Here is a 26221-nt window from a genome sequence, read left to right on the forward strand (position 1 = left end):
GCGCGCGGCGGCGGTGTCGGCCCCTGATCACCGCGTTGAGCTGCAAGGATCCGGCGCCATGCAGCTAGTACGACAAAACGAAAAAAGCGGCAGAAGGCAGACTTCGTATCGCGTCGCCGCCGCCGCTCTGGCCGCCTGCGCCCTCGCCTCCGGCTGTGCGGCGGGCGGCGACGGCGGGTCCGCGCAGCCGGCCCCCGGCCAGCAGCCCCTCCAGGCCCCGCCGGCCCGCGCCCTCGACGCGTACGCCGGCAAGCTCAAGGCCGAACGCGCCCGGCTCGTCGCGGCGGCGAAGCGCTGGGACCTGGCCAAGCCGCCCCTGACCGCGCCCGAGCCGCCCGCGCGCAAGCCGCACATCGCGCCGCGCAAGGGCTTCGAGGTCGACGACCAGCGGGAACTGGGGCTCCCCCCGGTCTTCACGACGATCCCCACCAAGCAGAAGATCGTCTTCCTCACCATCGACGACGGGGCCGAGAAGGACCCGGAGTTCCTGCGGATGATGAGCGACCTCAAGATCCCGTACACGGCCTTCCTCAGCGACTACCTCGCCAAGGACGACTACGGCTACTTCAAGAAGATGCAGCGCGCCGGGGTGAGCCTGAACAACCACACGCTCCACCACCCCTACCTGCCGGGCCTGTCCTACGAGGGCCAGAAGCGCGAGATCTGCGGCATGCAGGACGTCATCGAGAAGCGCTACGGCAAACGCCCCACCCTGTTCCGCCCGCCCTACGGCAACTACAACCAGGCCACCTTGAAGGCGGCCAAGTCCTGCGGCGTGAAGTACGCGCCGATCTGGAACGCCGAAGTGTTCGTGGACCGTTTGGACTACCGCGAATGGGATCGGAACATCCATCCGGGCGACATCATCCTCACGCATTTCCGGGGACGTGAGGACTGGAAGGGCACGATGCCCGACATGATCCGTACGTTCATGAAGTACGTCACCGACAAGGGATACGCGGTGGCCCGCCTGGAGGACTACCTGTGACAACCGGTTCTGGGGCGGGGGCTGTCGTACGGCGGTTCGGGGTGCGGCGGGCGATCGCCTGCGCCCTGGCCGCCGCGCTGCTCACCGGGTGCGCGCAGTCCGTCGACCCGATCGAGCGGATGGGCAGGAAGGCCGCGCAGAAGGTCCGCCACCATCCGTCCCCGCCCCCTGCCCCGGCGGCCGGCGCGCCCGCCGCGGACGCCCACCGCCGCTGGGGCCTGACCGCCCCGCTGGCCCCGGCGCCCCGAGCCCACCGGGTGCTCGCGCCCCGCGCCCGCGGCAAGGTCCCGCCGGTCATCGACCGCGTCCCCACCCGCGACAAGGTCGTCTTCCTCACCTATGACGACGGGGCCGAGAAGGACCCCCGCTTCGTCTCCATGGTCCGCGATCTGCGGCTGCCGATCTCGATGTTCCTCACGGACTCCGTCGCGGGCCCCGGCTACGACCACTTCGGGCAGCTGCGGCGGCTCGGCGCGGGGGTGCAGAACCACACCCTCACCCACCCGTTCCTGCCCGGCCTCGGGTACGTGGAGCAGCACGCCGAGATCTGCGGCCAGCAGACCCGGATCGCGTCCCGCTTCGGCTCGGCCCCGCGGCTGCTCCGCCCGCCCTACGGCAACTACGACGCGGACACCCTCCGCGCGGCCGGCGACTGCGGCATCGACGCGATCGTCCTGTGGCGCGCCTCGATGCAGATCAACGACCTCCGCTACGCCGAGGGCGACCGCCTGAGCCCCGGCGACATCATCCTGACCCACTTCCGCGGCCCGTCCGACCTCAAGGGCACGAGCCTGACGCAGATGACGACGCGCATGCTCCGCCGCATCCAGGAACAGGGCTTCACGGTGGGACGCCTGGAGGACTACGTCTGAGGGGTGCGGGGTGCGCTCGGTTCGCGGGCTGCGGGCCGGTGGGGCTTCTCGCGCAGTTCCCCACGCCCCTGAGGCATGCGCTGCGCGCAGCTTCCCCTGGGCGAGCGGAGCTCGCTTCCAGGGGCGCGGGGAACTGCGCGAGAAGCCACGACGAGACCCGCACCCGGCCGCGATCAGAACCCCCGCGACGCGAAGCCGCACAAGGCCCGGCCCCGCCGAAAATCCCGCCCCGCGCCGGAGGCGATTAGCAGTCCGCTTGACCGAGTGCTAATCGCCGCCATAGTCTCGGCTCTGGCACTCCCCGTAGGAGAGTGCCAACAGCGACGGGCAGGTCCGGCACCCGCGACGACGGATCGACCTGGTCGCCACCTCAGACAGTTAACCCCGTGAGATCTCCGAAGGGGGAGGTCGGATCGTGACGACCACCAGCTCCAAGGTTGCCATCAAGCCGCTCGAGGACCGCATTGTGGTCCAGCCGCTCGACGCCGAGCAGACCACCGCCTCTGGCCTGGTCATTCCGGACACCGCGAAGGAGAAGCCCCAGGAGGGTGCTGTTCTCGCCGTGGGCCCGGGCCGCTTCGAGAACGGCGAGCGCCTTCCGCTCGACGTGAAGGTCGGCGACGTCGTGCTTTACAGCAAGTACGGCGGCACCGAGGTCAAGTACAACGGCGACGAGTACCTCGTCCTCTCGGCCCGCGACGTCCTCGCGATCGTCGAGAAGTAATCCACCGGATTACCCGCTGTACCCGCTTCACCGAAGCGACATGCTTTTGCTTTCGATCTGCGCCCCTGGCACCCGCGACGTCTACGTAGCCGGGGTCAGGGGCGCGGTTCGTTTCACACCAAGCTTCACCCTAGTTTTCCGAGAGGGCTGAAACGCTCCCATGGCGAAGATCCTGAAGTTCGACGAGGACGCCCGTCGCGCCCTTGAGCGCGGCGTCAACAAGCTTGCCGACACGGTGAAGGTGACGATCGGCCCCCGCGGCCGCAACGTCGTCATCGACAAGAAGTTCGGCGCCCCCACCATCACCAACGACGGTGTCACGATCGCCCGTGAGGTCGAGATCGAGGACCCGTACGAGAACCTCGGCGCGCAGCTGGTGAAGGAGGTGGCGACCAAGACCAACGACATCGCGGGTGACGGCACCACCACCGCCACCGTCCTCGCCCAGGCCCTGGTCAAGGAGGGCCTGCGCAACGTAGCCGCCGGCGCCTCCCCGGCCGCCCTGAAGAAGGGCATCGACGCCGCGGTGAAGGCCGTGTCCGAGGACCTCCTCGCGACCGCCCGCCCGATCGACGAGAAGTCCGACATCGCGGCCGTCGCCGGTCTGTCCGCCCAGGACAGCCAGGTCGGCGAGCTCATCGCCGAGGCGATGGACAAGGTCGGCAAGGACGGTGTCATCACCGTCGAGGAGTCCAACACCTTCGGTCTGGAGCTCGACTTCACCGAGGGCATGGCCTTCGACAAGGGCTACCTGTCCCCGTACTTCGTCACCGACCAGGAGCGTATGGAGGCCGTCCTCGACGACCCGTACATCCTGATCCACCAGGGCAAGATCGGGTCCATCCAGGACCTGCTCCCGCTCCTGGAGAAGGTCATCCAGGCGGGCGGCTCGAAGCCCCTCCTGATCATCGCCGAGGACGTCGAGGGCGAGGCCCTGTCGACCCTGGTCGTGAACAAGATCCGCGGCACGTTCAACGCCGTCGCCGTGAAGGCCCCCGGCTTCGGTGACCGCCGCAAGGCGATGCTGCAGGACATGGCCACCCTCACCGGTGCCACCGTCATCGCCGAGGAGGTCGGCCTCAAGCTCGACCAGGCCGGTCTGGACGTGCTGGGCTCCGCCCGCCGCGTGACGATCACCAAGGACGACACCACCATCGTCGACGGTGGCGGCAAGTCCGAGGACGTCGTGGGCCGCGTCAACCAGATCAAGGCCGAGATCGAGAACACGGACTCGGACTGGGACCGCGAGAAGCTCCAGGAGCGCCTCGCGAAGCTGGCCGGCGGCGTCTGCGTGATCCGCGTCGGTGCGGCCACCGAGGTCGAGCTCAAGGAGAAGAAGCACCGTCTGGAGGACGCCATCTCCGCGACCCGCGCCGCGGTCGAGGAGGGCATCGTCTCCGGTGGTGGCTCCGCTCTGGTGCACGCCTCCAAGGTCCTCGAGGGCGGTCTGGACAAGACCGGCGACGAGGCCACCGGTGTCGCGGTCGTCCGCCGCGCGGTCGTCGAGCCGCTCCGCTGGATCGGTGAGAACGCCGGCCAGGAGGGCTACGTCATCGTCTCCAAGGTCAAGGAGATGGAGAAGGGCCAGGGCTACAACGCCGCGACCGGCGAGTACGGCGACCTGGTCAAGGCCGGCGTCATCGACCCGGTCAAGGTCACCCGCTCCGCGCTGGAGAACGCCGCGTCCATCGCCTCCCTGCTCCTGACGACCGAGACCCTGGTCGTCGAGAAGCCGGCCGAGGAAGAGGGCGAGGCCGGTCACGGCCACGGCCACGGTCACTCGCACTGACCCCAGCTGTTCCTGAGGCCCGTCTCCCGGTTCGGGGGGCGGGCCTCGCCTCATTCTCCGGGCAGGCCCGCACCCGAACGCGACGACCTACTGCGGCCCGTACTTCCGCCCCGTCCGCGACGTGACCCCGCCCAGCAGGGCGCGCGGCGTCACCTTCACGACCCCCATCAGCGCCTTGTACCGCGGGTCCGGGATCGACAGCGACTTGCCCCGCGACAGATCCGCCAGCGCCGCCGCCACCAGCTTGTCGGCGTCGAGCCACATCCACTTCGGGATGTTGTCCGTGCCCATGCCGGCCCGCTGGTGGAACTCGGTGCGTACGAAGCCGGGGCACAGTGCCATCAGGCGCACGCCGGTCCCGGCCAGGTCCTTCGCCGCGCCCTGCGTGAACTGCACGACCCAGGCCTTCGAGGCGCCGTACGTGCCGCGCGGGACGAACGCCGCCACCGACGCCACGTTCACCACGCCGCCGCGCCCGCGCTCGCGCATCGCCGAGGTCGCCGCCGACGTCAGCCGCAGCACCGCCTCGCAGTGCACCTTCAGCATGGTCAGCTCGTCGGCCATGGGGACTTCCAGGTACTGGCCCTTGTTGCCGAACCCGGCGTTGTTGACCAGCAGGTCGACCGCGTTCTTGCGGTCCTTCAGCCGCTCCTCGACGGCCGCGATGCCGTCGTCCGTGGCGAGGTCGGCGGTCAGCACCTCGGCCTCGATGCCGTGCCGGTCGTGCAGTTCGGTCGCCTGGTCCTGGAGACGCTTCGTGTCCCGCGCGACGAGGACCAGGTTGTGGCCGTCCGCGGCCAGGCGCCTGGCGAACGCGGCGCCGATGCCCGCGGTGGATCCGGTGATCAGTGCCGTAGTCATGCGACCAGGTTAGTGACGGCCCCGGCGGCTCAGTGATGCGCATGATCACCGGAGGGCGGCCGCCCCGCCCGCTGCCCCTTGTCGACCACCACGAACTGCCCCATCATGCCGCCGTCCTCGTGGTACAGCAGATGGCATTGACATCCTCCCTCTCTGCGGGACAGGGATTCCAACCCGGGTGAGGGGTTGAGGTTCACGGGCGTTCGAACGGCCTCGGGCCGTTGTCGCCCCTCCGGCACCGGCGCTGCTACGCCGGGGGCGGGGGATCCCGCCCTGTCCTGCCGCGACATTGATGGCTGCGTTCTCATCCGCGTTACAGGTGAACCCGCAGGACACGCAGACGAACTCGGCTTGGCTCTTGCGCGAGTTCTTCTCTATCCGACCGCAGGCACTGCAGCGCAGACTCGTGTAGGGAGCCGGTACATCTTCAACCCGGCCCGGGGCCTTGTCCTCGGTGCGTCGGCGCAGCAGGCCCCAGCCTTGCGCAAGGATCAATCGATTCAGACCAGCCTTCTGGCGTACGCGCTTACCGGGGCGCTCGATGGTTCCCCTCGCGGAGGCGGTCATGTTCTTGATGTTCAACTGCTCGAACCGGATCAGCCCGTAGGTCCGGGCCAGCATCGTGGAGGTCTTCTCGCACCAGCCCTTGCGTCTGTTCGCCTCCCGAGCTTTGAGCTGAGCCACTTTCTCGTACGAGGCTGCCTTCTGTTCGCTGTTCTTCGGCGCTCGGGCGGCTCGCCGCTCGTGCTTGCGTACCTGGGCGCGTTCCTTGATGGTCAGTTGCGGGCAGTTCAGGTGCCGCCCGTCGGAGAGGGCGGCGGTGATGGTTACGCCCCGGTCGATGCCGATCACTTCACCAAGGGCTGGCTTGTCGACTGGCTCGGGGATGACGGCGAACGCGATGTGCCACTGATTGTTCTTGAACGTGACGCGGAGTGTCTTGGCCTGCGGCAGCTCCCTGCCCTTGCCTTGGACGCTGAGCCGAAAGCGGACCCAGCCGCACCCGGGCACTTTCACCTGCGCCCATCGCCGGTTGAGCTTCTGCACCACCACCGAGCGGGCCATCACTTGTTTGCCCTTGGCGTTCAGCTTCGGGGCGCCGGTCGTCGTGAACTCTGGCAGTCGGTCGGTACCGATGACCCGAAAGCCCTCATGCGTGAACTTCTTGCGCCATGTTGGTTCGCCGAATCCAGACGTGAACCGGGCGCTCTTGGCCTTGGCGAAGTCCTTTAACGCCTGTTGTTGCACGTCGGCATTTCCCGCGCCCAGCCACGCGTTCTCCCGCCGAGACTCAGTCAGTTGACGGCACTGCTCGGCAAACCCCGGTGCCGTACTACGCCCGGAGCCCAGTGCGCATGCTGCTCGACTGCCAAGTTCCATACATACCGGGCACGCGAGCAGTGTCCGCGCATGATGCGCGCCTGCTCACTCGTCGGGTACATCCGAAACCGTGCCATGCGGCGAACCTAGTCAGCACGTTCCCCGCCCGCCTGCTTTGTCGAAATCCATCACCCGAGCGAGTGACCTGGTTCTGCTGTCGCGCATGCGGGCCGATGCTGCCCCGTGCGGGGTTGGAATCGCCCTGCCGGTGTTGCCGCGGCGGGTACGACTGGGGCGACTCTGGATCCGCGTCCGATTCCAACCCTCGTACACCGCAAGGTCGTTCCCCGTGGAATCTCAGGATCCGTACGTGGGCAGCCGCATTTCATGAGCCGTACTTCGCCACGTACTCCCGCGCCGCCTTCAGCTCCTCGGGGTGCAGGGCGTCCCCGGCCGCGAGCATCCGCGGCAGCAGCGTCCGCTCCGTCGTCACCGCGCGGAACGCGAGCCGCACCGTCACCTCGTGGTCAGGACGGTGCACGACCTCGATCGGGTCCCCGGCCCGGATCTCGCCCGGCTCGATCACCCGCAGGTACGCGCCCGGCGCCCCCTCCTGCGTGAACCGCTTGACCCAGCCCTGCTCCCCGACATGCTCCTGGAACGTCCGGCACGGGATACGGCTCGACGTCACCTCCAGGACCACGTCGGGACCGATCCGCCAGCGCTCGCCGATCAGCGCGCCCGTGACGTCGAGGCCCTCGGTGGTCAGGTTCTCGCCGAAGGCGCCGCTGGGTATCGCCCGGCCCAGCGCCTGCCCCCAGGCGTCCAGGTCCTCGCGCGCGTACGCGTAGACCGCCTGGTCGTCGCCGCCGTGGTGCTTCTTCGAGCACACCGCGTCGCCCGCGAGCCCGCTTCCGCCGACGCCCTTGGGGCCGGGCGCGGCGACCCGCACGGGCCCCTCGACCGGCTGCTTGTCGATACCGGAGAGGCCCTCGGCCTGGTCGGTGTACTCCACGGCCTTGGCGCGACCCAGATTGAGAGACAGAAGCTTCATGACCAGAACGCTACGGGACCCGAACCAAAGCCGCTACGCATTATTCGCCGCCTTCCCCAAGTCAGGCTTATGCTTGAGAGGTGATCGAAGCCCGCCACCTCCGCGTCCTGCGCGCCGTCGCCGCCACCGGCTCCTTCTCGGCGGCCGCCCGTGAGCTGGGCTGCACCCAGCCCGCGGTCAGCCAGCAGATGAAGGCCCTGGAGTCCTCGGCGGGCACCCCGCTGCTGATCCGCACCGGACGCGAGATGCGGCTGACCCAGGCGGGCGAGGCGCTCGTCCGGCACGCCGCGGGCATCCTCGCCGGGCTCACCGCCGCGGAGGAGGAGGTCGCCGCGATCGCGGGCCTGCGCGCGGGCCGGGTCCGGCTCGTGTCCTTCCCGAGCGGCAGCTCGACCCTCGTGCCCACGGCGCTCGCCGCCCTGCGCACCGAGCACCCGGGCACCCGCGTCTCGCTCGTCGAGGCCGAACCGCCGCGCTCGGTGGAGATGCTGCGCGAGGGCGACTGCGACGTCGCGCTCGCCTTCCGGTACGAGGGCGCCCAGGCGGCGGAGGACTGGGACGACCTCGTCGTACGTCCCCTGCTCGCCGACCGCCTCGTGGGTCTGGTCCCCGAGGGGCACGCGTTGGCCGCGGCCGGCTCCGTCACCATCGACGCCTTCGCCGACGAGTCGTGGATCGCGGGCTGCCCGCGCTGCCGCCGCCAGCTGGTCGAGGTGTGCCGGGGTGCCGGGTTCGCCCCGCGCATCGATTTCGCGACGGACGACTACCCGGCGGTGGTCGGGCTCGTCGGCGCCGGGCTCGGCGTGGCGGTCCTGCCCGAACTGGCAATCGAGTCCGTTCGGCCCAAGGGTGCACGCACAGTGACGGTCGAGCCGGCCGTGCAGCGCGAGATCGTGGCGCTCACGCTGCCCGATCTGGCCCAGGTGCCGGCCGTGGCCGCGACCCTCGACCATCTGGCCAGGGCCGCCGGCAAGGCCGCCACCCGCTGAGCGCGGGCGTGGGCGCACCGGAGTGCGCCCACGGGTGAAGAGGCGGAGAAACGTTCCTTCAGTTGTGCGAGGCAGTGGCCGGCGCCTGCGCGCCACCCGCCGCCGACGCCGTGACGAGCCGGTTGCGGGCCCGCCCCATCAGCTCTTCGCGCTCGTCCTCGGTGAGCCCGCCCCACACGCCGTACGGCTCACGCACCTGTAGCGCGTGAGCAGCGCACTCCGCGCGCACCGGGCACCGCATGCAGACCTCCTTGGCCGAGGTCTCACGGGCGCTGCGTGCGGCACCCCGCTCGCCCTCGGGGTGGAAGAAGAGCGAACTGTCGACCCCGCGGCAGGCCGCGAGCAGCTGCCAGTCCCACAGATCTGCGTTCGGTCCGGGAAGGCGGGAGAAATCTGCCATTGGTGTGTCCCCTTGTAGCCGTTGTGACGCGGATACGGTGCCCATGACCGTACATCTACTGTCTAAGGAGATGAAAATATGACTCATTGCGAATCTAGCCACAGACACCAGCAAAAGGGAAGAAAAGGCGCTAAATGGGGCATAGCTTGTGATGAAACCTTGAGGGTCTGTCGCGCTGCCCCCGCTGTGTACGGCCCCTCACGTAGAGTGCCGAACTAGGCCGTCCGACCCGTAACTCTTTCGAGTGACCGTCGTTGAGAAGTGCGGAGGCGGTTGAAAGCACAAGCGCTCGGGCATCTGTCCGAAACTGCTTGTGAGTGTCGACCGCACAGGTGACGATTTCGTACCAGCCTGGAGGCTCAAGGTGACGCGCATCAGCTGCGGAGGACGGTCATGACATCCGTCCTCGTCTGCGACGACTCCCCGCTTGCCCGAGAGGCGCTGCGCCGCGCGGTCGCGACCGTGCCCGGCGTCGAGCGCGTGACGACCGCGGCCAACGGCGAGGAAGTCCTCCGCCGCTGGGGCGCCGACCGCTCGGACCTGATTCTTATGGACGTGCGCATGCCGGGGCTCGGCGGCGTCGAGACGGTCCGCCGGCTCCTGTCCGCCGACCCCGGTGCGCGCATCATCATGCTCACCGTGGCCGAGGACCTGGACGGCGTGGCCCTCGCGGTCGCCGCCGGCGCCCGCGGCTATCTGCACAAGGACGCCTCGCGCGCCGAACTGCGTGCCACGGTGACGCAGGCGCTCGCCGACCCGACGTGGCGGCTCGCCCCGCGCCGGCTCCGCTCCGCGGAGATGGGTGCGGCGCCGACGCTCACGGCGCGTGAGATCCAGGTGCTCGAGGGCATGAGTCACGGTCGGTCCAACGCGGAGATCGGGCGCGAGCTCTTCCTCTCGGAGGACACCGTGAAGACGCACGCGCGCCGGTTGTTCAAGAAGCTCGGTGCGTCCGACCGGGCGCACGCGGTGGCGCTCGGGTTCCGTTGGGGCCTGGTCCGGTAGAGATCCCCCGTCGGCCGGCTGCGGCTTGCGTCGTGGCTGGTCGCGCCCCGTGGCGGAGCCGCCAAAGGATGGAGCCTGGCGCCCCTTGCGGGGCGCGCGGGACTCCACTCCCACGTTTCGTGGAAGATGCCGCATCCTTGGAGGTGTGGAGTTCCTCGGGGACGACGAGTCGGGCGAGCAGGGTCAGCGAGAGGGGAGGGTGCAGCGGATGAGTTCCGGCGCACCTGCCCAGAACGCATCGGGCGCCTCTGGCGCATCAGCGCATAACGCTTCGGTGCACAACCAGGGGCGTGGTGCCGCGGACCGCGCGTCGACAGGGCACCATGGACCGATGCGCGACGACGAGGCAGCGGCCCAGCAGGGGGTCATCGGCACGCTCGTCGGCCGCGCCGTCGACGGCGACGCGCAGGCGACGCACGACCTGCTCGCGCACGTCCACCCCCTCGCCATCCGCTACTGCCGTACGCGGCTGTCCCGGCTGCCGGGCGACGCCCGGCACTTCGTCGAGGACCTCGCCCAGGAAGTCTGTGTCGCGGTACTGCTCGCGCTGCCGCGCTACAAGGACACCGGGCGGCCCTTCGAGGCGTTCGTCTTCGCCATCGCCGCGCACAAGGTCGCCGACCTGCAGCGCGCGGCCATGCGCGGGCCCGGCTCCACGGCCGTGCCGTCCGACGAGATGCCGGAGCGGCCCGACGACTCCCTCGGCCCGGAGGAGCGGGCGCTGCTGAGCAGCGACGCGGAGTGGGCCAAGAAGCTCCTCGCCAACCTCCCGGAGAACCAGCGGGAGCTGCTGCTCCTGCGGATCGCCGTCGGGCTCACCGCGGAGGAGACCGGGCAGATGTTGGGCATGTCACCCGGCGCCGTGCGCGTGGCGCAGCACCGGGCGCTGAGCCGCCTGCGGGCGCTCGCCGAGCAGTAGCGGGTAGTAGCACACGACCCCGGCCGCGTACGTGTGAACGTACAAAGAAGGCCGATGATCTTGATCGTGGAATGAGACACCCCGTCTGGCCGTTAGCATGGACATCCGCACCGATCAAGGCCATTTGGGGAAGGTGTCATGACTGCAAACGGCGGTCCTTCGACTGGGGTGCCCGAGAAATTCGCGACACTCGGGCTGACCTACGACGACGTGCTGCTGCTGCCCGGCGCGTCGGAGGTCCTCCCGAACGCGGTCGACACCTCGTCCCGCATCTCCCGCAACGTGCGCGTGAACATTCCGCTGCTCTCCGCGGCGATGGACAAGGTCACCGAGGCCCGTATGGCGATCGCCATGGCCCGTCAGGGCGGCGTCGGCGTGCTGCACCGGAACCTGTCCGTCGAGGACCAGGTCAACCAGGTCGACCTCGTGAAGCGCTCCGAGTCCGGCATGGTCACCGACCCGATCACGGTGCACCCGGACGCGACGCTGGCCGAGGCCGACGCGCTGTGCGCCAAGTTCCGCATCTCCGGCGTGCCGGTGACGGACCCGAACGGCAAGCTGCTCGGCATCGTCACCAACCGCGACATGGCCTTCGAGAACGACCGCGGCCGTCAGGTGCGCGAGGTCATGACGCCGATGCCGCTCGTCACCGGCAAGGTCGGCATCTCCGGCGTCGACGCCATGGAGCTGCTGCGCCGCCACAAGATCGAGAAGCTTCCGCTGGTCGACGAGTCCGGGATCCTCAAGGGCCTCATCACCGTCAAGGACTTCAAGAAGGCCGAGCAGTACCCGAACGCGGCCAAGGACGCCGAGGGCCGGCTGCTCGTCGGTGCCGCCGTGGGCGCGAGCCCCGAGGCGCTGGAGCGCGCTCAGGCGCTGGCCGCGGCCGGGGTCGACTTCCTCATCGTCGACACCTCGCACGGGCACAACAGCAACGCCCTGAGCTGGATGTCGAAGATCAAGTCCGCGGTGAACGTGGACGTGATCGGCGGCAACGTCGCCACCCGTGACGGCGCCCAGGCCCTCATCGACGCCGGTGTCGACGGCGTCAAGGTCGGTGTCGGTCCGGGCTCGATCTGCACCACGCGCGTGGTCGCCGGAATCGGTGTCCCGCAGGTCACTGCGATCTACGAGGCGGCCGTCGCGGCGCGTGCGGCCGGCGTGCCGGTCATCGGCGACGGTGGTCTGCAGTACTCCGGCGACATCGGCAAGGCGCTCGCCGCCGGTGCCGACACCGTGATGCTCGGCTCGCTCCTCGCGGGCTGCGAGGAGTCGCCGGGTGAGCTGATGTTCATCAACGGCAAGCAGTTCAAGTCGTACCGAGGCATGGGTTCGCTCGGTGCCATGCAGTCCCGTGGCCAGGGCCGCTCGTACTCGAAGGACCGGTACTTCCAGGCCGAGGTCTCCTCCGACGACAAGCTGGTGCCCGAGGGCATCGAGGGCCAGGTGCCCTACCGCGGCCCGCTGGCCAACGTCCTGCACCAGCTCGTCGGCGGTCTGCGCCAGACGATGGGCTACGTGGGCGCGGCGAGCGTCGACGAGATGGAGAGCAAGGGCCGCTTCGTGCGCATCACGTCCGCGGGCCTCAAGGAGAGCCACCCGCACGACATCCAGATGACGGTCGAGGCGCCCAACTACAGCCGGAAGTAATTCCGGAGGTACACGCAGGTCATCGAGGCAGGGGCGGGCCCGGGTCACCGGGGCCGCCCCTTCTTCGTACGTCAGGGATACTGGACGGGCAGGCCCCAGAGGGACCCAGATGGAAAGGCGCCTCCCACAGTGACTGAGATCGAGATCGGGCGCGGCAAGCGCGGCCGCCGTGCGTACGCCTTCGACGACATCGCCGTCGTGCCGAGCCGGCGCACCCGCGACCCGAAGGAGGTCTCGATCGCCTGGCAGATCGACGCCTACCGCTTCGAGCTGCCGTTCCTGGCAGCGCCCATGGACTCCGTCGTCTCGCCCGCGACCGCGATCCGCATCGGTGAGCTCGGCGGGCTCGGCGTGCTGAACCTCGAGGGTCTGTGGACCCGGTACGAGGACCCGCAGCCGTTGCTCGACGAGATCGCCGAGCTGACCCCGGAGGCCGCCACGCGCCGCCTCCAGGAGATCTACTCCGCGCCGATCCAGGCCGACCTGATCAAGCAGCGCATCAAGGAGGTCCGCGACTCCGGTGTCGTGACCGCCGCCGCGCTCTCCCCGCAGCGCACCGCCGAGTTCTCCAAGGCCGTGGTGGACGCGGGCGTGGACATCTTCGTGATCCGCGGGACGACCGTCTCGGCCGAGCACGTCTCCGGTGCCGCCGAGCCGCTGAACCTGAAGCAGTTCATCTACGAGCTGGACGTCCCGGTCATCGTCGGCGGCTGCGCCACGTACACCGCCGCGCTGCACCTGATGCGGACCGGTGCCGCCGGTGTGCTGGTCGGCTTCGGTGGCGGCGCCGCCCACACCACGCGCAACGTGCTGGGCATCCAGGTGCCGATGGCGACCGCCGTCGCCGACGTGGCCGCCGCCCGCCGCGACTACATGGACGAGTCCGGTGGCCGCTACGTGCACGTCATCGCCGACGGTGGCGTGGGCTGGTCCGGCGACCTGCCCAAGGCCATCGCCTGCGGCGCCGACTCCGTGATGATGGGCTCCCCGCTGGCCCGCGCCACGGACGCGCCCGGCCGCGGTCACCACTGGGGCATGGAGGCCGTCCACGAGGACGTGCCGCGCGGCAAGAAGGTCGACCTGGGCACGGTCGGCACGACGGAGGAGGTCCTCACCGGGCCCTCGCACACCCCCGACGGGTCGATGAACTTCTTCGGCGCGCTGAAGCGGGCCATGGCCACCACCGGCTACAGCGAGCTCAAGGAGTTCCAGCGGGTCGAGGTCACGGTCGCGGACTCGCAGCACCGCCGCTGAGTCCACGTACGCCAATGGGTCGGGCCCCGCCGTTTCGGCGGGGCCCGACCCATTCGTGCGTGTGGCGGTCCCGCGTCAGGCGCCGGCCCGCTTGGCGGCGCCGAACGCGGCGATGCCGCCGACCACGATGAACGCGTACGACTTGAAGTCGGCCGCGTCCTTCCAGGCGTCGTTCAGCAGGCTGAAGTGGTCGGTGAGGGCCTCGAAGAACGAGATGTTGGCGTAGTCGCCGAGCGCCATCGCCAGACCGGTCATCTGACCCAGGTACACCGCGACCAGCGAGAGCAAGGCCGCGACGAACGGCACCGCCGGGTTGCGGCCCGCTATCTTGCCCGCGGCGAAGCCCACGATGGCGCCGACGGCGATGGCCGCGTAGCCGATCTCGTGCTCGGTGGCCTTCATGATCGCGCCGTAGGCCCAGGCCAGGATGAGCGAGAGGACCACGGCGGCGACTATCGCGAGCGCCGCGTTCCCGCTGCGGCCCGGGGCCTGCTGCATCGGGGCGAAGCCGCCCGGCCCGGCCTGCTGCTGCGGGAACGGCGTGTACTGCTGCGGGGGCTGCTGACCCGGCTGCTGCTGCGGGTAGCCGTAGCCGGGCTGCTGGGGCGCCTGCGGCGGCTGCTGCCCCACGTCGGGACCCTTCTGGGCGTACGGGTTGCCGTCCTGCGGCTGTGGCTGCGGTGGCTGGGTCATGCGGTCCCCCTGAAGTGTGAACGTGGGCACGTGTGTGCCCAGAGAGGCCGCAATGTAGCAGTCAGAGGCGGTGAGCCGCTCCTGCCGGAGTGGCACCTCTGGTGTCCAGGAGGAGCTGGGCCTTCACCGAGAGGCCCTGGAGGTCGTACGTGCGGTGGTGCTGGAGCAGGATCGTGAGGTCCGCGTCGGCCGCCGCCTCGTACAGGGAGTCCGCGCGCGGGACCGGACGTTCCAGGACGTTCCAGGACGGGATGTACGGGTCGTGGTAGCTGACGGCGGCGCCGAGTTGCATGAGGCGGGTCGCGATCTCCTCGGCGGGGGCGGCCTGTTGGTCGGCGAGGTCGGGCTTGTACGTGATGCCGAGGAGCAGGACGCGGGCGCCGCGGGCGGACTTGCCGTGCTCGTTGAGGAGCGTGGCCGCGCGCTGGACGACGTAGCTCGGCATGTGGTGGTTGACCTGGCGGGCCAGTTCCACCATGCGCAGCGGGCGGGTGTGCAGGTGCGGGGAGGTCAGGTCCTGGGCGAGGGCGTGGCCGCCGACGCCGGGGCCCGGGCGGAAGGCCTGGAAGCCGAAGGGCTTGGTCTCCGCGCAGCGGATGACGTCCCACAGGTCGACGCCGAGGTCGTGGCAGAGGACGGCCATCTCGTTGACCAGGGCGATGTTGACGTGCCGGTAGTTGGTCTCCAGCAGGTGCACCGTCTCCGCCTCGCGCAGCCCGCGCGCGCGGACCACCTTGTCGGTCAGGCGGCTGTAGAAGGTGGCCGCCGACTCGGTGCAGGCCGGGGTGTAGCCGCCGATGACCTTGGGGGTCGCCGCGTACGGGTGGGTGCGGTTGCCCGGGTCGAGGCGGCCCGGGGCGTGCGCGAGGTGGAAGTCGCGGCCCGCGCGCAGGCCGGAGCCCTCTTCGAGCAGGGGCAGCAGGGCCGTCTCCGTGGTGCCGGGCGGGACCGGCGACTCGACGATCACCGTGGTGTGCGGGCGCAGGTGGGCGGCGAGGGTGCGGGTCGCCTCGATCACCGGGGTGAGGGACGGGGTGCCGTCCGCCCCGGGCGGGGTCGGGGCGCAGACGACCGCGGTGCGGACGCGGGCGAGTTCGGCGGGGTTCGCGGTGGGGCGGAAGCCCGCGGCCAGCATGCGGCGGACGTCGGCGGCGGTCAGGGCCGCGCTGTCGCCGTCGCAGGGGAGCCGGCCGGCGGCCAGGTCCTGGGCGCGGGCGGGGTCGTGGCCGACGGTCGCGATCCTGGCGGCGACGGCGGCCTGGGCGAGCGGCAGGCCGAGGTGGCCGAGGCCGACGACGGCGAGGTCTGCGGGCATGGCGGTGGCCGTCCTTCCCAGGAGGTGGACCGGCTTTAGCCGGAGCGGGACGTGGGCGCAAGCCCGGTGGACAGGACGGGCGAGCGCACAGTCAGACTAGGAGTAAATATGACCGATATGTCTCATTGCGCCGCAATGACTTGGGCATGTCGCCGTCGGCGTCGAAAGTTGTCCACAGGTGGGGGACGGGTGGTGGCCGGAATCGGGCAGGAGGGTCAGAATCGGGAACATGCCGCATTACGCGTGCGGCTTGCGCCCTGGGAGCGCGGGTACACCTGCGGGTGAGGCCGGGCCGATGACAGCGGGAGGCAGCAGTGAAGGCAGCGACACTGGGACCCGAGCAGCGCGCGGAGGCTCTGGCGGCGATGGCCGAGCGGGAGCTGGACGTCCTCGTGGTGGGCGCGGGGGTGGTGGGCGCGGGAACCGCCCTCGACGCCGTGACCAGGGGCCTGTCCACCGGGCTCGTCGAGGCGCGGGACTGGGCGTCGGGCACGTCGAGCCGCTCCAGCAAGCTCATCCACGGCGGGCTCAGGTATCTGGAGATGCTGGACTTCGCGCTCGTACGGGAGGCGCTGAAGGAGCGCGGGCTGCTGCTCGAACGCCTCGCGCCGCATCTCGTAAAGCCGGTGCCGTTCCTGTATCCGCTGCAGCACAAGGGCTGGGAGCGCCTGTACGCGGGTTCCGGGGTCGCCCTGTACGACGCGATGTCGATGGCGCGCGGGCACGGGCGCGGGCTGCCCATGCACCGGCACCTGACACGCAAGCACGCGCTGCGGGTCGCGCCGTGCCTGAAGAAGGACGCCCTGGTGGGGGCGCTGCAGTACTACGACGCGCAGATGGACGACGCGCGCTACGTCGCCACGCTCGTGCGGACCTCCGCCATGTACGGCGCCAAGGTCGCCAACCGGGCCCGGGTGACCGGTTTCCTGCGGGAGGGCGAGCGGGTCGTCGGGGCCAGGGTGCAGGACGTGGACGGCGGCGGTGAGTACGAGGTCCGGGCCAAGCAGGTCGTCAACGCCACGGGCGTGTGGACCGACGACACCCAGGCGTTGGTCGGCGAGCGCGGACAGTTCCACGTCCGGGCGTCGAAGGGCATCCACCTCGTCGTGCCGAAGGACCGGATCAACTCGACCACGGGGCTGATCCTGCGGACCGAGAAGAGCGTGCTGTTCGTCATTCCCTGGGGGCGGCACTGGATCGTGGGCACGACGGACACGGACTGGGACCTGGACAAGGCCCATCCCGCCGCCTCCAGCGCCGACATCGACTATCTGCTCGAGCACGTGAACTCCGTGCTCGGGGTGCCGCTCTCGCGCGACGACGTGCAGGGCGTGTACGCCGGCCTGAGGCCACTGCTCGCCGGGGAGTCCGACGCCACCAGCAAGCTGTCGCGGGAGCACACCGTGGCGCACCCCGTGCCGGGGCTCGTGGTCGTCGCGGGCGGCAAGTACACGACGTACCGGGTCATGGCCAAGGACGCGGTCGACGAGGCCATCCACGGCCTCGACCAGCGGGTCGCCGAGTGCGTCACCGAGGACGTGCCGCTGGTGGGCGCCGAGGGGTACCGGGCGCTGTGGAACGCGCGGGCGCGGATCGCCGCGCGGACCGGGCTGCACGTGGTGCGGGTGGAACACCTGCTCAACCGGTACGGGGCGCTGGCCGAGGAGGTCCTCGAACTCGTCGCCAAGGACCCCGGTCTCGGGGCTCCGCTGGGCGGGGCCGACGACTATCTGCGCGCCGAGGTCGTCTACGCCGCGTCGCACGAAGGCGCCCGGCACCTCGACGACGTACTGACCCGGCGGACCCGGATCTCGATCGAGACCTTCGACCGGGGCACCCGATCGGCGCGGGAGGCGGCCGAGTTGATGGCGCCCGTGCTCGGGTGGGACAAGGACCAGGTCGAGCGTGAGGTCGAGCACTACGAGAAGCGGGTGGAGGCGGAGCGCGAGTCGCAGTTGCAGCCGGATGACCTGACGGCCGACGCGGCGCGGCTGGGGGCGCCGGACATCGTGCCGCTGTGACGGTGTGCCAACTCATCGTGGCCGCGAGGGTTTTACGGGTGGACCCGGGTACCCGGTAGGTGAGGAGGGGTGTCACCCTGGGCCTTGCTCTCCGTGACGGGCAACGGAAGAGTGGCGTCCGTAGGGTGGCGGACCGCGGTGGGACGGCTGGATTCGGACAGAGAACCACCGTGGCCAGAGGTATGGCCCGGAGTGTCCGGAGTGCGGTCCCGGGCACCCCGTCCGAGGGGTGACCCTGGGCGTCAAGTGCTCCCCGTGTGAGGGACAATGAAGGTTCTGTCAGGGCGGGTTGCAGAGGGGACGCATGTCGGAGGCGGAGCGGGCGGGCGAAACCCGTCAGGACAAGGACGCGCGTCAGGACTCTTCCGTCGAGGAGGAGGCCGGGACCGGTGCCGCGTCCGAGGCGGGCTCCGGTGCCGCGGGTGCGTCGGGCGGCACGCAGGGACGTCTGCTGGCCGGGCGCTACCGCCTGGGCGACGTGCTCGGCCGGGGCGGCATGGGCACCGTGTGGCGGGCCAAGGACGAGACCCTCGGGCGCACGGTCGCGGTCAAGGAACTGCGCTTCCCGACGAGCATCGACGAGGAGGAGAAGCGCCGCCTGATCACGCGGACGCTGCGTGAGGCCAAGGCGATCGCGCGGATCCGCAACAACGGCGCCGTGACCGTCTTCGACGTCGTCGACGAGGACGACCGGCCGTGGATCGTCATGGAGCTCGTCGAGGGCAAGTCCCTCGCCGAGGCCGTGCGCGAGGACGGCCTGCTGGAGCCGAAGCGGGCGGCCGAGGTCGGGCTCGCCATCCTCGACGTGCTGCGCTCCGCCCACCGCGAGGGCATCCTGCACCGCGACGTGAAGCCGTCCAACGTGCTCATCGCCGAGGACGGCCGGGTCGTGCTCACCGACTTCGGCATCGCCCAGGTCGAGGGCGACCCGTCCATCACCTCCACGGGCATGCTCGTCGGCGCCCCGTCCTACATCTCGCCCGAGCGGGCCCGCGGGCACAAGCCCGGACCCGCCGCCGACATGTGGTCGCTCGGCGGTCTGCTGTACGCCTGCGTCGAGGGCGTGCCCCCGTACGACAAGGGCTCGGCGATCGCCACCCTGACCGCCGTGATGACCGAGCCGGTCGACCCGCCGAAGAACGCCGGGCCGCTGGCCCCCGTCATCTACGGGCTGCTCGCCAAGGACCCCGCGCAGCGGCTCGACGACGCGGGCGCGCGGTCCCTGCTCCTCGACATCGTCCACGCGCCGGAGCCGAAGGCCGCCCCGGAGCCCGTCGACGCGACCAAGGTCGTGCCGCTGCCGCCCGTGCCGCCCGAGCCCAAGAAGCGTGCGGCGAAGGCGACTTCGTCCGCGGCCGCCGGCATCTCCGCCAAGGGCGAGGAGGCCGCCGAGAAGCTGCGCGGCGCCCTCACGTCCGTGCGCAACGCCGCGGCGGCCGCCACGGCCGCGCGGGCGGCCAAGTCCGCCGCCCCGGCCGCGACGCCGCCGCGCACCCCCGCGAACAAGGCCTCGCTCACCGATGTCGTGCCGCGCCGCACCCTCGTGATCGCCGCGGTCGTCGCCGCGCTCGTCGTGCTCGGCACCGTTCTGGCCTTCACGCTGGGCGGGGACGAGGACAAGGGCGGCAAGAGCGGTGGCGGTACGGCCGCCTCGTCCGCCCGGACCACCGGCGACGACGACGGCGGCAAGAGCGACGACAAGTCGGGCAGCGGCAAGAGCGAGGACAAGGGCGCGGGCACGGGCGACCAGCCCGGCGCGAGCGCGAGCCCCTCGTCGTCCCCGAGCCGCAGTTCCTCGCCCAGCGGCGACGCCACGCCGTCCGGCTCCGCCGCCGAGGAGACGTACAAGCACAGCCAGGGCTTCAAGATCGGTCTGCCCAAGGGCTGGAAGTACGTCTCCACGAGCGCCGCCGGAGCGCGCTTCACCGGCCCCAAGGGGCAGAAGCTGCTGGTGGGCTGGACCACGACGCCGAAGTCCGACCCGGTCGCCGACTGGAAGAGCCAGGAACGGTACATGCGCCGCTCGCAGTACGACCGGATCCGAATAGCCGCGGTGGACTACCGCGGCTGGAACACGGCCGACTGGGAGTTCACCTACGTCGACGGGGGCACCAAGTACCACTCCGTGGACCGGGGGTTCGTGGTGAACGGCTCGCTGGGGTACGGGCTGATGTACACCGCGAAGGATGCGGACTGGGGGAGTTCGCTTCGCAAGTCGACCTGGAAGACGCTGACGCAGACGTTCACGCCCAAGTCCTGATCCGCACACCCAAGTTCTGAACCCTCTCCCTCGACGCCGTTCGGCACGTATCGTGAGTGCTTGCGAACCGTACGCAGCCGTATGCGAGCGCATCAGGACGCGTAACCGGTCGCAGAGCGAACGGAATTGACCGTCGGCCGAAGCTGAGGGAGGCGTCGTGGACGAGTACGCGGGACGGGTGCTCGCCGACCGCTACCGCCTGCCACTGCCGGTCGCCGACGCCTACGACGTCACGCAGTCGTGGGCGTCCCGCGCCTTCGACACGTACAGCGGGCAGGAAGTCCTGGTCCGGCAGGTGCCGTTGCCCGAGGTCGTCGAGGCCGAGGTGCTCGACGCGGACGGGCTGCCGGAGGGGTTCAGGCCCGGGGCGCCGCCCACCCGCTCGTCGGCGGAGCCGTCCGTGGCGCGCGCCATCGAGGCCGCGCAGGCCGCCGCGCAGATACCCGACCATCCCCGGCTCGACCAGGTCTTCGACGTGTTCGCCGAGGGCGGGTCGCTGTGGGTGGTCAGCGAGGTGGTGGCGGCGCGGCCGCTCGCCTCGCTGCTCGAAGAGGGGCCGCTGAGCCCGTATCGCGCCGCCGAGATCGCCTCCGACGTCCTGACCGCGTTACGCGCGCTGCACGCGCACGGCTGGGTGCACCGGAACATCACTGCGCGGACCGTGCTCGTCTGCGACGACGGGCGGGTCGTGCTGACCGGGCTCGCCGCGGGCGCCGCGGAGGAGGCCCTGTGCGGCTACGATCCGCGGCCCGCGCCCGAGCCCTCGGTCGTGGAGCCGGAGCCGGAGCCCAAGCCCAAGCCGTCGACTCCTGTGCTGTCGAAGCCCGCCGTGCCCGCGCCCGCCCCCGCCCCTGTCGCCGAGTCCGGTGGGGCCGGGGACTTCCGGGCCGCTCGGGCCGGGGCGATCGCCGCGTATCGGGCGGGGGCCCGGGCCGCCGCGGGGCGGGTCGATGATCCCTACGGGGTGAAGGAGTCGTGGCACGGGGCCACGCGGCGGCCCGCGGTCGAGGGCGCGGCTGAGACGTTGCCCGGGACGGGGGAGGTGCGGCCCGCCCGGTGGAACGAGTTGATACCCGGCGCCGAGGCCGAGGACGAGGACTCGGGGCTCCGCCCCGCACCCCGCTCCGCAGATGCCGGAGAGGTCGGATCGCCCGTCGTCGCCGAGCGGGCGCGGCAGGTGCGGATGACCGTCGTCGGGCCCGTCACCGAGCGGTGGGCGCCCGAGCAGGCGTATCCGGTGCAGGAGAGCTGGCAGTTGGCCGCGCCCGTCGGGCCCGCCACCGATCTCTGGGCGCTGGGGGCGCTGCTCTTCCGGGCCGTGCAGGGGCACGCGCCCTACCCGGAGGAGTCCACGTCCGAGCTGGTGCAGATGGTGTGCGCCGAGCCGCCCGCGTTCGCCGAGGAGTGCGGGCCGCTGCGGCCCGTCGTGGAGTCGCTGCTTCGGCAGGACCCCACCGAGCGGCTCGACTTCGAGGACCTGCGCGGTTGGCTGCGCTCGCTCGTGCGGTCCGCGCCGGAGCCGGAGGCCGGGGCGAACGTGGTGCCAGGACCGTCGTTCGACGCCGCCCGGCTCCCGGTCGTACGACGGCGGGGCTGGATGGTGCGCAGCCGGCGCGGGCAGGCGTCCGCCAACCGGCACGCGGCCCGGCACAAGCGCGGGCGCGGCGAGCGCATGCCCCGACCCGCCCAGCAGACCAAGCAGCCCAAGCCGCTCAGGACTCCCAAGCCGCCGGCTCCCCGGGCGGCGATGCCGTCCACGGCGTACATGGCGTCCAGCCCGCCCATGTCGGCCCGGTCGCCGAGAGCGGACGACCGCGGTTTCAGAGCCGAGCGGGCGCCCAGGGCGCCCCGTACGTCCGGCGCTCCCCAGCGGCCGAAGTCGCTCGGGCGGATGCTGCTCGCCCTCGTCCTGATCGGGCTCGTGGGCGCCGTGGCGTACGCGCTGGTGTTCATGCCGAAGGCCGATCCCGACAGCCGGGGCGGCACGCAGGAGAACGCCAACTCGGTCGGCAGCGCCCCCGAAGCGCCCGCGCAGAGCCACGAGCCGTCGGCGCCCGCCACCTCCAAGTCGCCGGGCCGCAAGCAGAGCTCCGAGCCGTCCTCCACCCAGCCGCAGTCCGACGTCGCCGCCGGGTTCACCCTGCGCAAGGACGCCGAGGGCTTCGAGGTCGCCGTCGCCAAGGGCTGGCAGCGGACGGGGAAGAACGGCCGGGGGCAGGTCGTCTACGGCCACGGCAACTACGAGCTGCTCGTGGTCCCCGGGCGCGACTCCACGGCCACGTACGGCAGCGACCCGATGAAGTACCAGCGGGAGGACGAGCGCGAGCTGCAGCCGTTCCGCGACTCGACCTGGGCCACGTCCAGCGGCATGAAGTCCATCGACGTGGGCGGCCGGACCATGGCCGAGGGGCAGTTCACCTGGCAGGGATCCGACGGACGCGAGGTGTTCGTGCGTAATCTCGCCATGGTCGTCGGCGGGAAGTACCACGTCGTCCAGGTGCGCGGTCCCGAGGCGGAGCGCGACGAGGTGTCCCGCCTGTTCGAGCAGGCGTCCTCCACGTACCGGTACGGCGGTTGAGCGACGTCACGGCGGCTTCGCGACGGCCCGGGGGACACCGCCTGGCTACGCGAAGGTGAACGCGACACGCGTCACAGTGCGGTCTCCATACGACCCCGCCTGTTCCTGGAGTGCCGCCCGCTCCCTAGTGTGGCCCTGTCAAGACCTTTGCGGGGGAACGTGAATCAGATGCAGGGCCAGCTCCTCGCGGGCCGCTACCGGCTCGGAGAATCGATAGGCCGCGGCGGCATGGGCCGCGTCTGGCGGGCGCACGACGAGGTCCTCCACCGCGCTGTCGCCGTCAAGGAACTGACGGCCGCTCAGTGGGTCGCCGAGGCCGACCGTGCCGTTCTCCTCGCCCGTACGCAGACGGAGGCGCGGGCCGCCGCGCGCATCAACCACCCGGCGGTCGTCACCGTCCACGACGTCCTGGAGCACGACGACCGGCCGTGGATCGTCATGGAGCTGGTGGAGGGCCCGTCCCTGGCCGACGCCGTCAAGGAGCACGGGCGGATCGTGCCCGCCGAGGCCGCCCGGATCGGACTGTGGACGCTGCGGGCACTGCGCGCCGCGCACACCGCCGGGGTCCTGCACCGCGACATCAAGCCGGGCAACGTCCTGCTCTCGCGCGACGGCCGGGTCAAGCTGACCGACTTCGGGATCGCGCAGGTGGAGGGGGACTCGACCATCACGCGGACCGGCGAGATCGTCGGTTCCGTGGACTATCTGGCGCCGGAGCGGGTGAGCGGCGCCGAACCGGGACCCGCCTCCGACCTGTGGGCCCTGGGCGCCACCCTGTACACGGCCGTGGAGGGGCGCTCCCCGTTCCGCCGTACGTCGCCGCTCAGCACCATGCAGGCCGTCGTCCAGGAGGAGCCCGAACCCCCCGAGCACGCGGGCGAGTTGGGGCCGGTCATCGCCGCGCTGCTGCGCAAGGAACCGGCCGCGCGGCCGGACACCGACCAGGCCGAGATGATGCTCGCCGAGGTCGCGGAGGGGCGGCGCTCCAGCGGGGCGCAGGCCTACGTGCCGACGCAGGTGCACCCGCACACGGCCCCGCCCACCGGGGCGACCTCCGCGCCGCCCGCCGCTGCCGGGGCCGGGGCCGGGGCGGGCACCGGCACGGTCCCCGTGACACCGGCCGGCGCCCCGCGGCGGCGGTGGCCGAAGATGCTGGCCGGCGCGGTCGCGGTGCTGCTCGTCGCGGGTGGCGGCGCCTTCACGACGATGTACTACCTCGATCACCGGGACACCGGCGACGCGTCGTCGGGGCAGCACGTCGGCGAGACAGGAGAGACCGGGGGCGACGGCAGCGGTGCGCCGAGCAGTCCGGCGCCGTCGGCGTCGAAGCCCTCCGTCGGGATTCCGGACAACTGGGTGCGGAAGAACGACCCCGCCGGGTTCAGCCTGATGCTGCCGCCCGGCTGGGAGCGCAAGGAGTCGGACTCCCCGAACCAGTACGACTACGGGCCCGCCGACGGGCAGCGCTTCGTCCGCATCGGCATCGACAAGGCCTCCGACTGGTCGGACTCGTACCAGCACCAGCTGGACCTGGAGAAGGTCCTGCAGAAGTCGCTGCCCGGCTACACCAGGGTGACACTGCAGGCCAACACGTTCCGGGACCGCAAGGGTTCGCTCTGGGACTTCACCTGGAACGGCGGATCCAAGGACACGGCACCCGGACCGCGCCGCGCCGTCGAGGAGACGTACGTGGCGGACGACGGGACCGAGTACGCCATCTATCTGTCGGCCCCGGCGGGGCAGTGGCCGAGCGCGCGGCAGCAGTTCGAGAACATCCGTAAGGGCTGGCAGCCCCCCGGGTGAGGCCCCGGGCCCTGTCCGGAACCACCGGCTCTGCGCGCACACCCGTGCGGCATGATGGGGCGCATGGGGACCGAGGGGGGCAACGTCCGCGTGATCGGCGGGCGTTATCGGCTGGAGGCCAGGATCGGGCGCGGCGGCATGGGCGTCGTCTGGCGCGCGGCCGACGCACTGCTCGGGCGGCAGGTGGCCGTCAAGGAGCTGGAGGTCGACGAGACCCTGTCGGAGGACGACGCCCGGCAGCAGCGGGAGCGCATGCTGCGTGAGGCGCGGGCCGTCGCCCAGCTGCAGCACCCGAACATCATCGTCGTGCACGACGTCGTCCTGCACGACGAACACCCGTACATCGTCATGGAGTTGGTGAACGGCGGCTCGCTCGCCGACCGGATCTCCCAGCAGGGCCCCGTGGACGCCGTCGAGGCCGCCCGGATCGGTCTCGCGCTGCTCGCCGCGCTGCGCGGCGCGCACGCGGCCGGGGTGCTGCACCGCGACCTGAAGCCCGCGAACGTCCTCCTCGAAGCGGGCACGGGCCGCGTCGTGCTCACCGACTTCGGGATCGCGCAGGTCGAGGGGGCGACCACGCTCACCGAGACCGGCGGGTTCGTCGGATCGCCGGAGTACACCGCGCCCGAGCGGATGGCGGGCGAGCGGGCCGGTGCCGGGGCCGACCTGTGGTCGCTCGGGGCGCTGCTCATCGCCGCGATGACCGGTGAATCACTGTTCCGGCGCGACTCGTTGGGCGGGATCCTGCACGCGGTCGTGTACGAGGAGATACGGCCGCCCGCCGAGGTCGAGCCGCTGCTTCCGGTGATCCAGGGGCTGTTGCAGCGCGAGCCCGCGCGGCGCATGGGGCTCGACGAGGCGGAGCGGCTGCTGCGTGCGTACGTCGCGACCGGGGCCACGCCGCAGCCCGCCACGCCCTACCCGGCGGACGCCGCCCGCGTGCCGTACACGCCCACCCGGTACGACGCGCCGCGCCCCGCCGCCGCGCGGAGCGGGCTGCCGACCCGGGTGCTGCTGGTGGTGGCGGCGCTCGTCGCGGCGGTGGCGGGCGCCGGGATCGCCGTCGCCGTGCTGCTGTCGCAGGGAGGCGGGGAGGGCGACAACTCGCCTCCACCTACGACCAGTTCGGCCCCCCGTACGTCTCCTACGGCGGAGTCGTCCTCGCCCTCGCCCACGCCGACCGTCACGGTCACCCGTCAGGAGACCCGCACCGCGACACCGCGTTCCTCCGTGCCCGCCGGGTACCGCATGACCGACGACGTGGAAGGCTTCCGGCTCGCCGTGCCCGACGGCTTCACCCGGGAGGTCGACGGGTCGCGCGTCTTCTACATGTCGCCGGGCAGGACCTTCCGGATCGGCATCAAGGTGTCGGACGCCGAGAGCGGCGGGCCCGGCGCGGTGCAGCGGCGGTCCGCCGCGAACGGGCCGAAGAACAACCCCGGCTACCGCGCGGGCAAGGTCACCGACACCACGCACGACGGGCACACCGCCGCCCTGTGGGAGTTCACCTGGGACGGGTTCAGCGCCGCCGAGGGGGCCCGGCACACCGTCGACCTGTGCTGGGAGGAGGGCGGCCGGACGTACGACGTGTGGGTCTCGGCACCGGTCGGCGACGTGGGGAAGGCACGGGCCCACTTCGACGCCGCCGTCGACACGTTCGTGCCGTCCGGCGGTGAATGAGCGGTGAATGATCCCTGCCCGCGCATCAGCGCGGTCACAACTCCGT

The 26221-nt window shown here is 71.2% G+C and carries 21 protein-coding genes; 14 read left to right on the forward strand and 7 right to left on the reverse strand.

What is annotated here, in order from left to right; genetic code table 11:
* The first annotated feature begins 58 nt into the window (after positions 1-58).
* The 4 genes from B072_RS0102840 to groL all read left to right on the forward strand — a co-directional run bounded on the left by B072_RS0102840 (position 59) and on the right by groL (position 4373).
* Positions 59-988, forward strand: coding sequence for a polysaccharide deacetylase family protein (locus tag B072_RS0102840; protein ID WP_018528410.1), 930 nt, complete (start codon positions 59-61; stop codon positions 986-988).
* A gap of 41 nt (positions 989-1029) precedes the next feature.
* Positions 1030-1860, forward strand: a complete 831-nt coding sequence (locus B072_RS0102845; RefSeq protein WP_018528411.1) for a polysaccharide deacetylase family protein — start codon at positions 1030-1032, stop codon at positions 1858-1860.
* 415 nt (positions 1861-2275) lie between these two features.
* Complete coding sequence (gene groES, locus B072_RS0102850) at positions 2276-2584, forward strand: co-chaperone GroES (protein WP_018528412.1); 309 nt, start codon at positions 2276-2278, stop codon at positions 2582-2584.
* A 160-nt stretch (positions 2585-2744) separates the two neighbouring features.
* Positions 2745-4373 carry a chaperonin GroEL gene (gene groL, locus B072_RS0102855; protein ID WP_018528413.1) on the forward strand — a complete coding sequence of 543 codons (1629 nt, stop codon included), beginning with the start codon at positions 2745-2747 and terminating at the stop codon, positions 4371-4373.
* 87 nt (positions 4374-4460) lie between these two features.
* On the opposite strand, the gene B072_RS0102860 is transcribed toward groL, so the two are convergent.
* From B072_RS0102860 to B072_RS0102865, 4 genes are all read right to left on the reverse strand, one after another.
* Positions 4461-5234, reverse strand: a complete 774-nt coding sequence (locus B072_RS0102860; RefSeq protein ID WP_018528414.1) for an SDR family NAD(P)-dependent oxidoreductase — start codon at positions 5232-5234, stop codon at positions 4461-4463.
* 45 nt (positions 5235-5279) lie between these two features.
* On the reverse strand, positions 5280-6584 hold the full coding sequence (locus B072_RS46150) for a transposase (RefSeq protein ID WP_324603817.1): 1305 nt from the start codon (positions 6582-6584) through the stop codon (positions 5280-5282).
* Positions 6530-6691, reverse strand: a complete 162-nt coding sequence (locus B072_RS49740; RefSeq protein WP_324603813.1) for a helix-turn-helix domain-containing protein — start codon at positions 6689-6691, stop codon at positions 6530-6532. The genes B072_RS46150 and B072_RS49740 overlap by 55 nt, the downstream gene beginning before the upstream one ends.
* Before the next feature lie 248 nt (positions 6692-6939).
* Positions 6940-7608: an MOSC domain-containing protein gene (locus tag B072_RS0102865; protein WP_026245387.1), complete on the reverse strand. Its 669-nt coding sequence runs from the start codon at positions 7606-7608 to the stop codon at positions 6940-6942.
* Between the two features lie 80 nt (positions 7609-7688).
* On the opposite strand from B072_RS0102865, the gene B072_RS0102870 reads away from it, so the two are divergent.
* Positions 7689-8597 (forward strand): LysR family transcriptional regulator, encoded by a 909-nt coding sequence (locus tag B072_RS0102870; protein ID WP_018528416.1) that lies wholly within the window; start codon positions 7689-7691, stop codon positions 8595-8597.
* A gap of 58 nt (positions 8598-8655) precedes the next feature.
* Here B072_RS0102870 and B072_RS0102875 read toward each other — a convergent pair whose 3' ends face one another.
* Positions 8656-8997 carry a WhiB family transcriptional regulator gene (locus B072_RS0102875; RefSeq protein ID WP_018528417.1) on the reverse strand — a complete coding sequence of 114 codons (342 nt, stop codon included), beginning with the start codon at positions 8995-8997 and terminating at the stop codon, positions 8656-8658.
* A gap of 393 nt (positions 8998-9390) precedes the next feature.
* Here B072_RS0102875 and B072_RS0102880 point away from each other — a divergent pair, with 393 nt between their 5' ends.
* The 4 genes from B072_RS0102880 to B072_RS0102895 all read left to right on the forward strand — a co-directional run bounded on the left by B072_RS0102880 (position 9391) and on the right by B072_RS0102895 (position 13825).
* The gene (locus tag B072_RS0102880; RefSeq protein ID WP_003948568.1) at positions 9391-10002 is read left to right on the forward strand and encodes a response regulator transcription factor; all 612 of its coding nucleotides are present in this window, start codon (positions 9391-9393) and stop codon (positions 10000-10002) included.
* Between the two features lie 331 nt (positions 10003-10333).
* Positions 10334-10921, forward strand: coding sequence for a sigma-70 family RNA polymerase sigma factor (locus B072_RS0102885; RefSeq protein WP_018528418.1), 588 nt, complete (start codon positions 10334-10336; stop codon positions 10919-10921).
* A gap of 138 nt (positions 10922-11059) precedes the next feature.
* Positions 11060-12571 (forward strand): IMP dehydrogenase, encoded by a 1512-nt coding sequence (gene guaB, locus B072_RS0102890; protein ID WP_026245388.1) that lies wholly within the window; start codon positions 11060-11062, stop codon positions 12569-12571.
* Positions 12572-12700: 129 nt separating this feature from the next.
* Complete coding sequence (locus tag B072_RS0102895) at positions 12701-13825, forward strand: GuaB3 family IMP dehydrogenase-related protein (protein WP_018528420.1); 1125 nt, start codon at positions 12701-12703, stop codon at positions 13823-13825.
* A 75-nt stretch (positions 13826-13900) separates the two neighbouring features.
* Here the strand turns inward: B072_RS0102895 and B072_RS0102900 are convergent, their stop codons facing one another.
* Both B072_RS0102900 and B072_RS0102905 read right to left on the reverse strand, forming a co-directional pair.
* A complete protein-coding gene (locus tag B072_RS0102900) occupies positions 13901-14518 on the reverse strand; it encodes a hypothetical protein (protein ID WP_018528421.1) in 618 nt (205 codons plus the stop codon).
* Between the two features lie 61 nt (positions 14519-14579).
* Positions 14580-15833, reverse strand: a complete 1254-nt coding sequence (locus B072_RS0102905) for a nucleotide sugar dehydrogenase (RefSeq protein ID WP_018528422.1) — start codon at positions 15831-15833, stop codon at positions 14580-14582.
* Positions 15834-16147: 314 nt separating this feature from the next.
* Here B072_RS0102905 and B072_RS0102910 point away from each other — a divergent pair, with 314 nt between their 5' ends.
* The 5 genes from B072_RS0102910 (at position 16148) to B072_RS0102930 (ending at position 26175) form a co-directional block, all read left to right on the forward strand.
* A complete protein-coding gene (locus B072_RS0102910) occupies positions 16148-17854 on the forward strand; it encodes a glycerol-3-phosphate dehydrogenase/oxidase (RefSeq protein ID WP_018528423.1) in 1707 nt (568 codons plus the stop codon).
* 304 nt (positions 17855-18158) lie between these two features.
* Entirely contained in the window at positions 18159-20114 is a 1956-nt protein-coding gene (locus B072_RS0102915; protein WP_018528424.1) for a serine/threonine-protein kinase, read from the forward strand.
* A gap of 157 nt (positions 20115-20271) precedes the next feature.
* Complete coding sequence (locus B072_RS0102920; protein WP_018528425.1) at positions 20272-22692, forward strand: protein kinase; 2421 nt, start codon at positions 20272-20274, stop codon at positions 22690-22692.
* Positions 22693-22860: 168 nt separating this feature from the next.
* On the forward strand, positions 22861-24495 hold the full coding sequence (locus tag B072_RS0102925; RefSeq protein ID WP_018528426.1) for a serine/threonine-protein kinase: 1635 nt from the start codon (positions 22861-22863) through the stop codon (positions 24493-24495).
* A gap of 63 nt (positions 24496-24558) precedes the next feature.
* A complete protein-coding gene (locus B072_RS0102930) occupies positions 24559-26175 on the forward strand; it encodes a serine/threonine-protein kinase (protein ID WP_018528427.1) in 1617 nt (538 codons plus the stop codon).
* Positions 26176-26221 lie beyond the last annotated feature (46 nt).

The organism is Streptomyces sp. HmicA12, assembly GCF_000373565.1.
GTDB lineage: Bacteria > Actinomycetota > Actinomycetes > Streptomycetales > Streptomycetaceae > Streptomyces.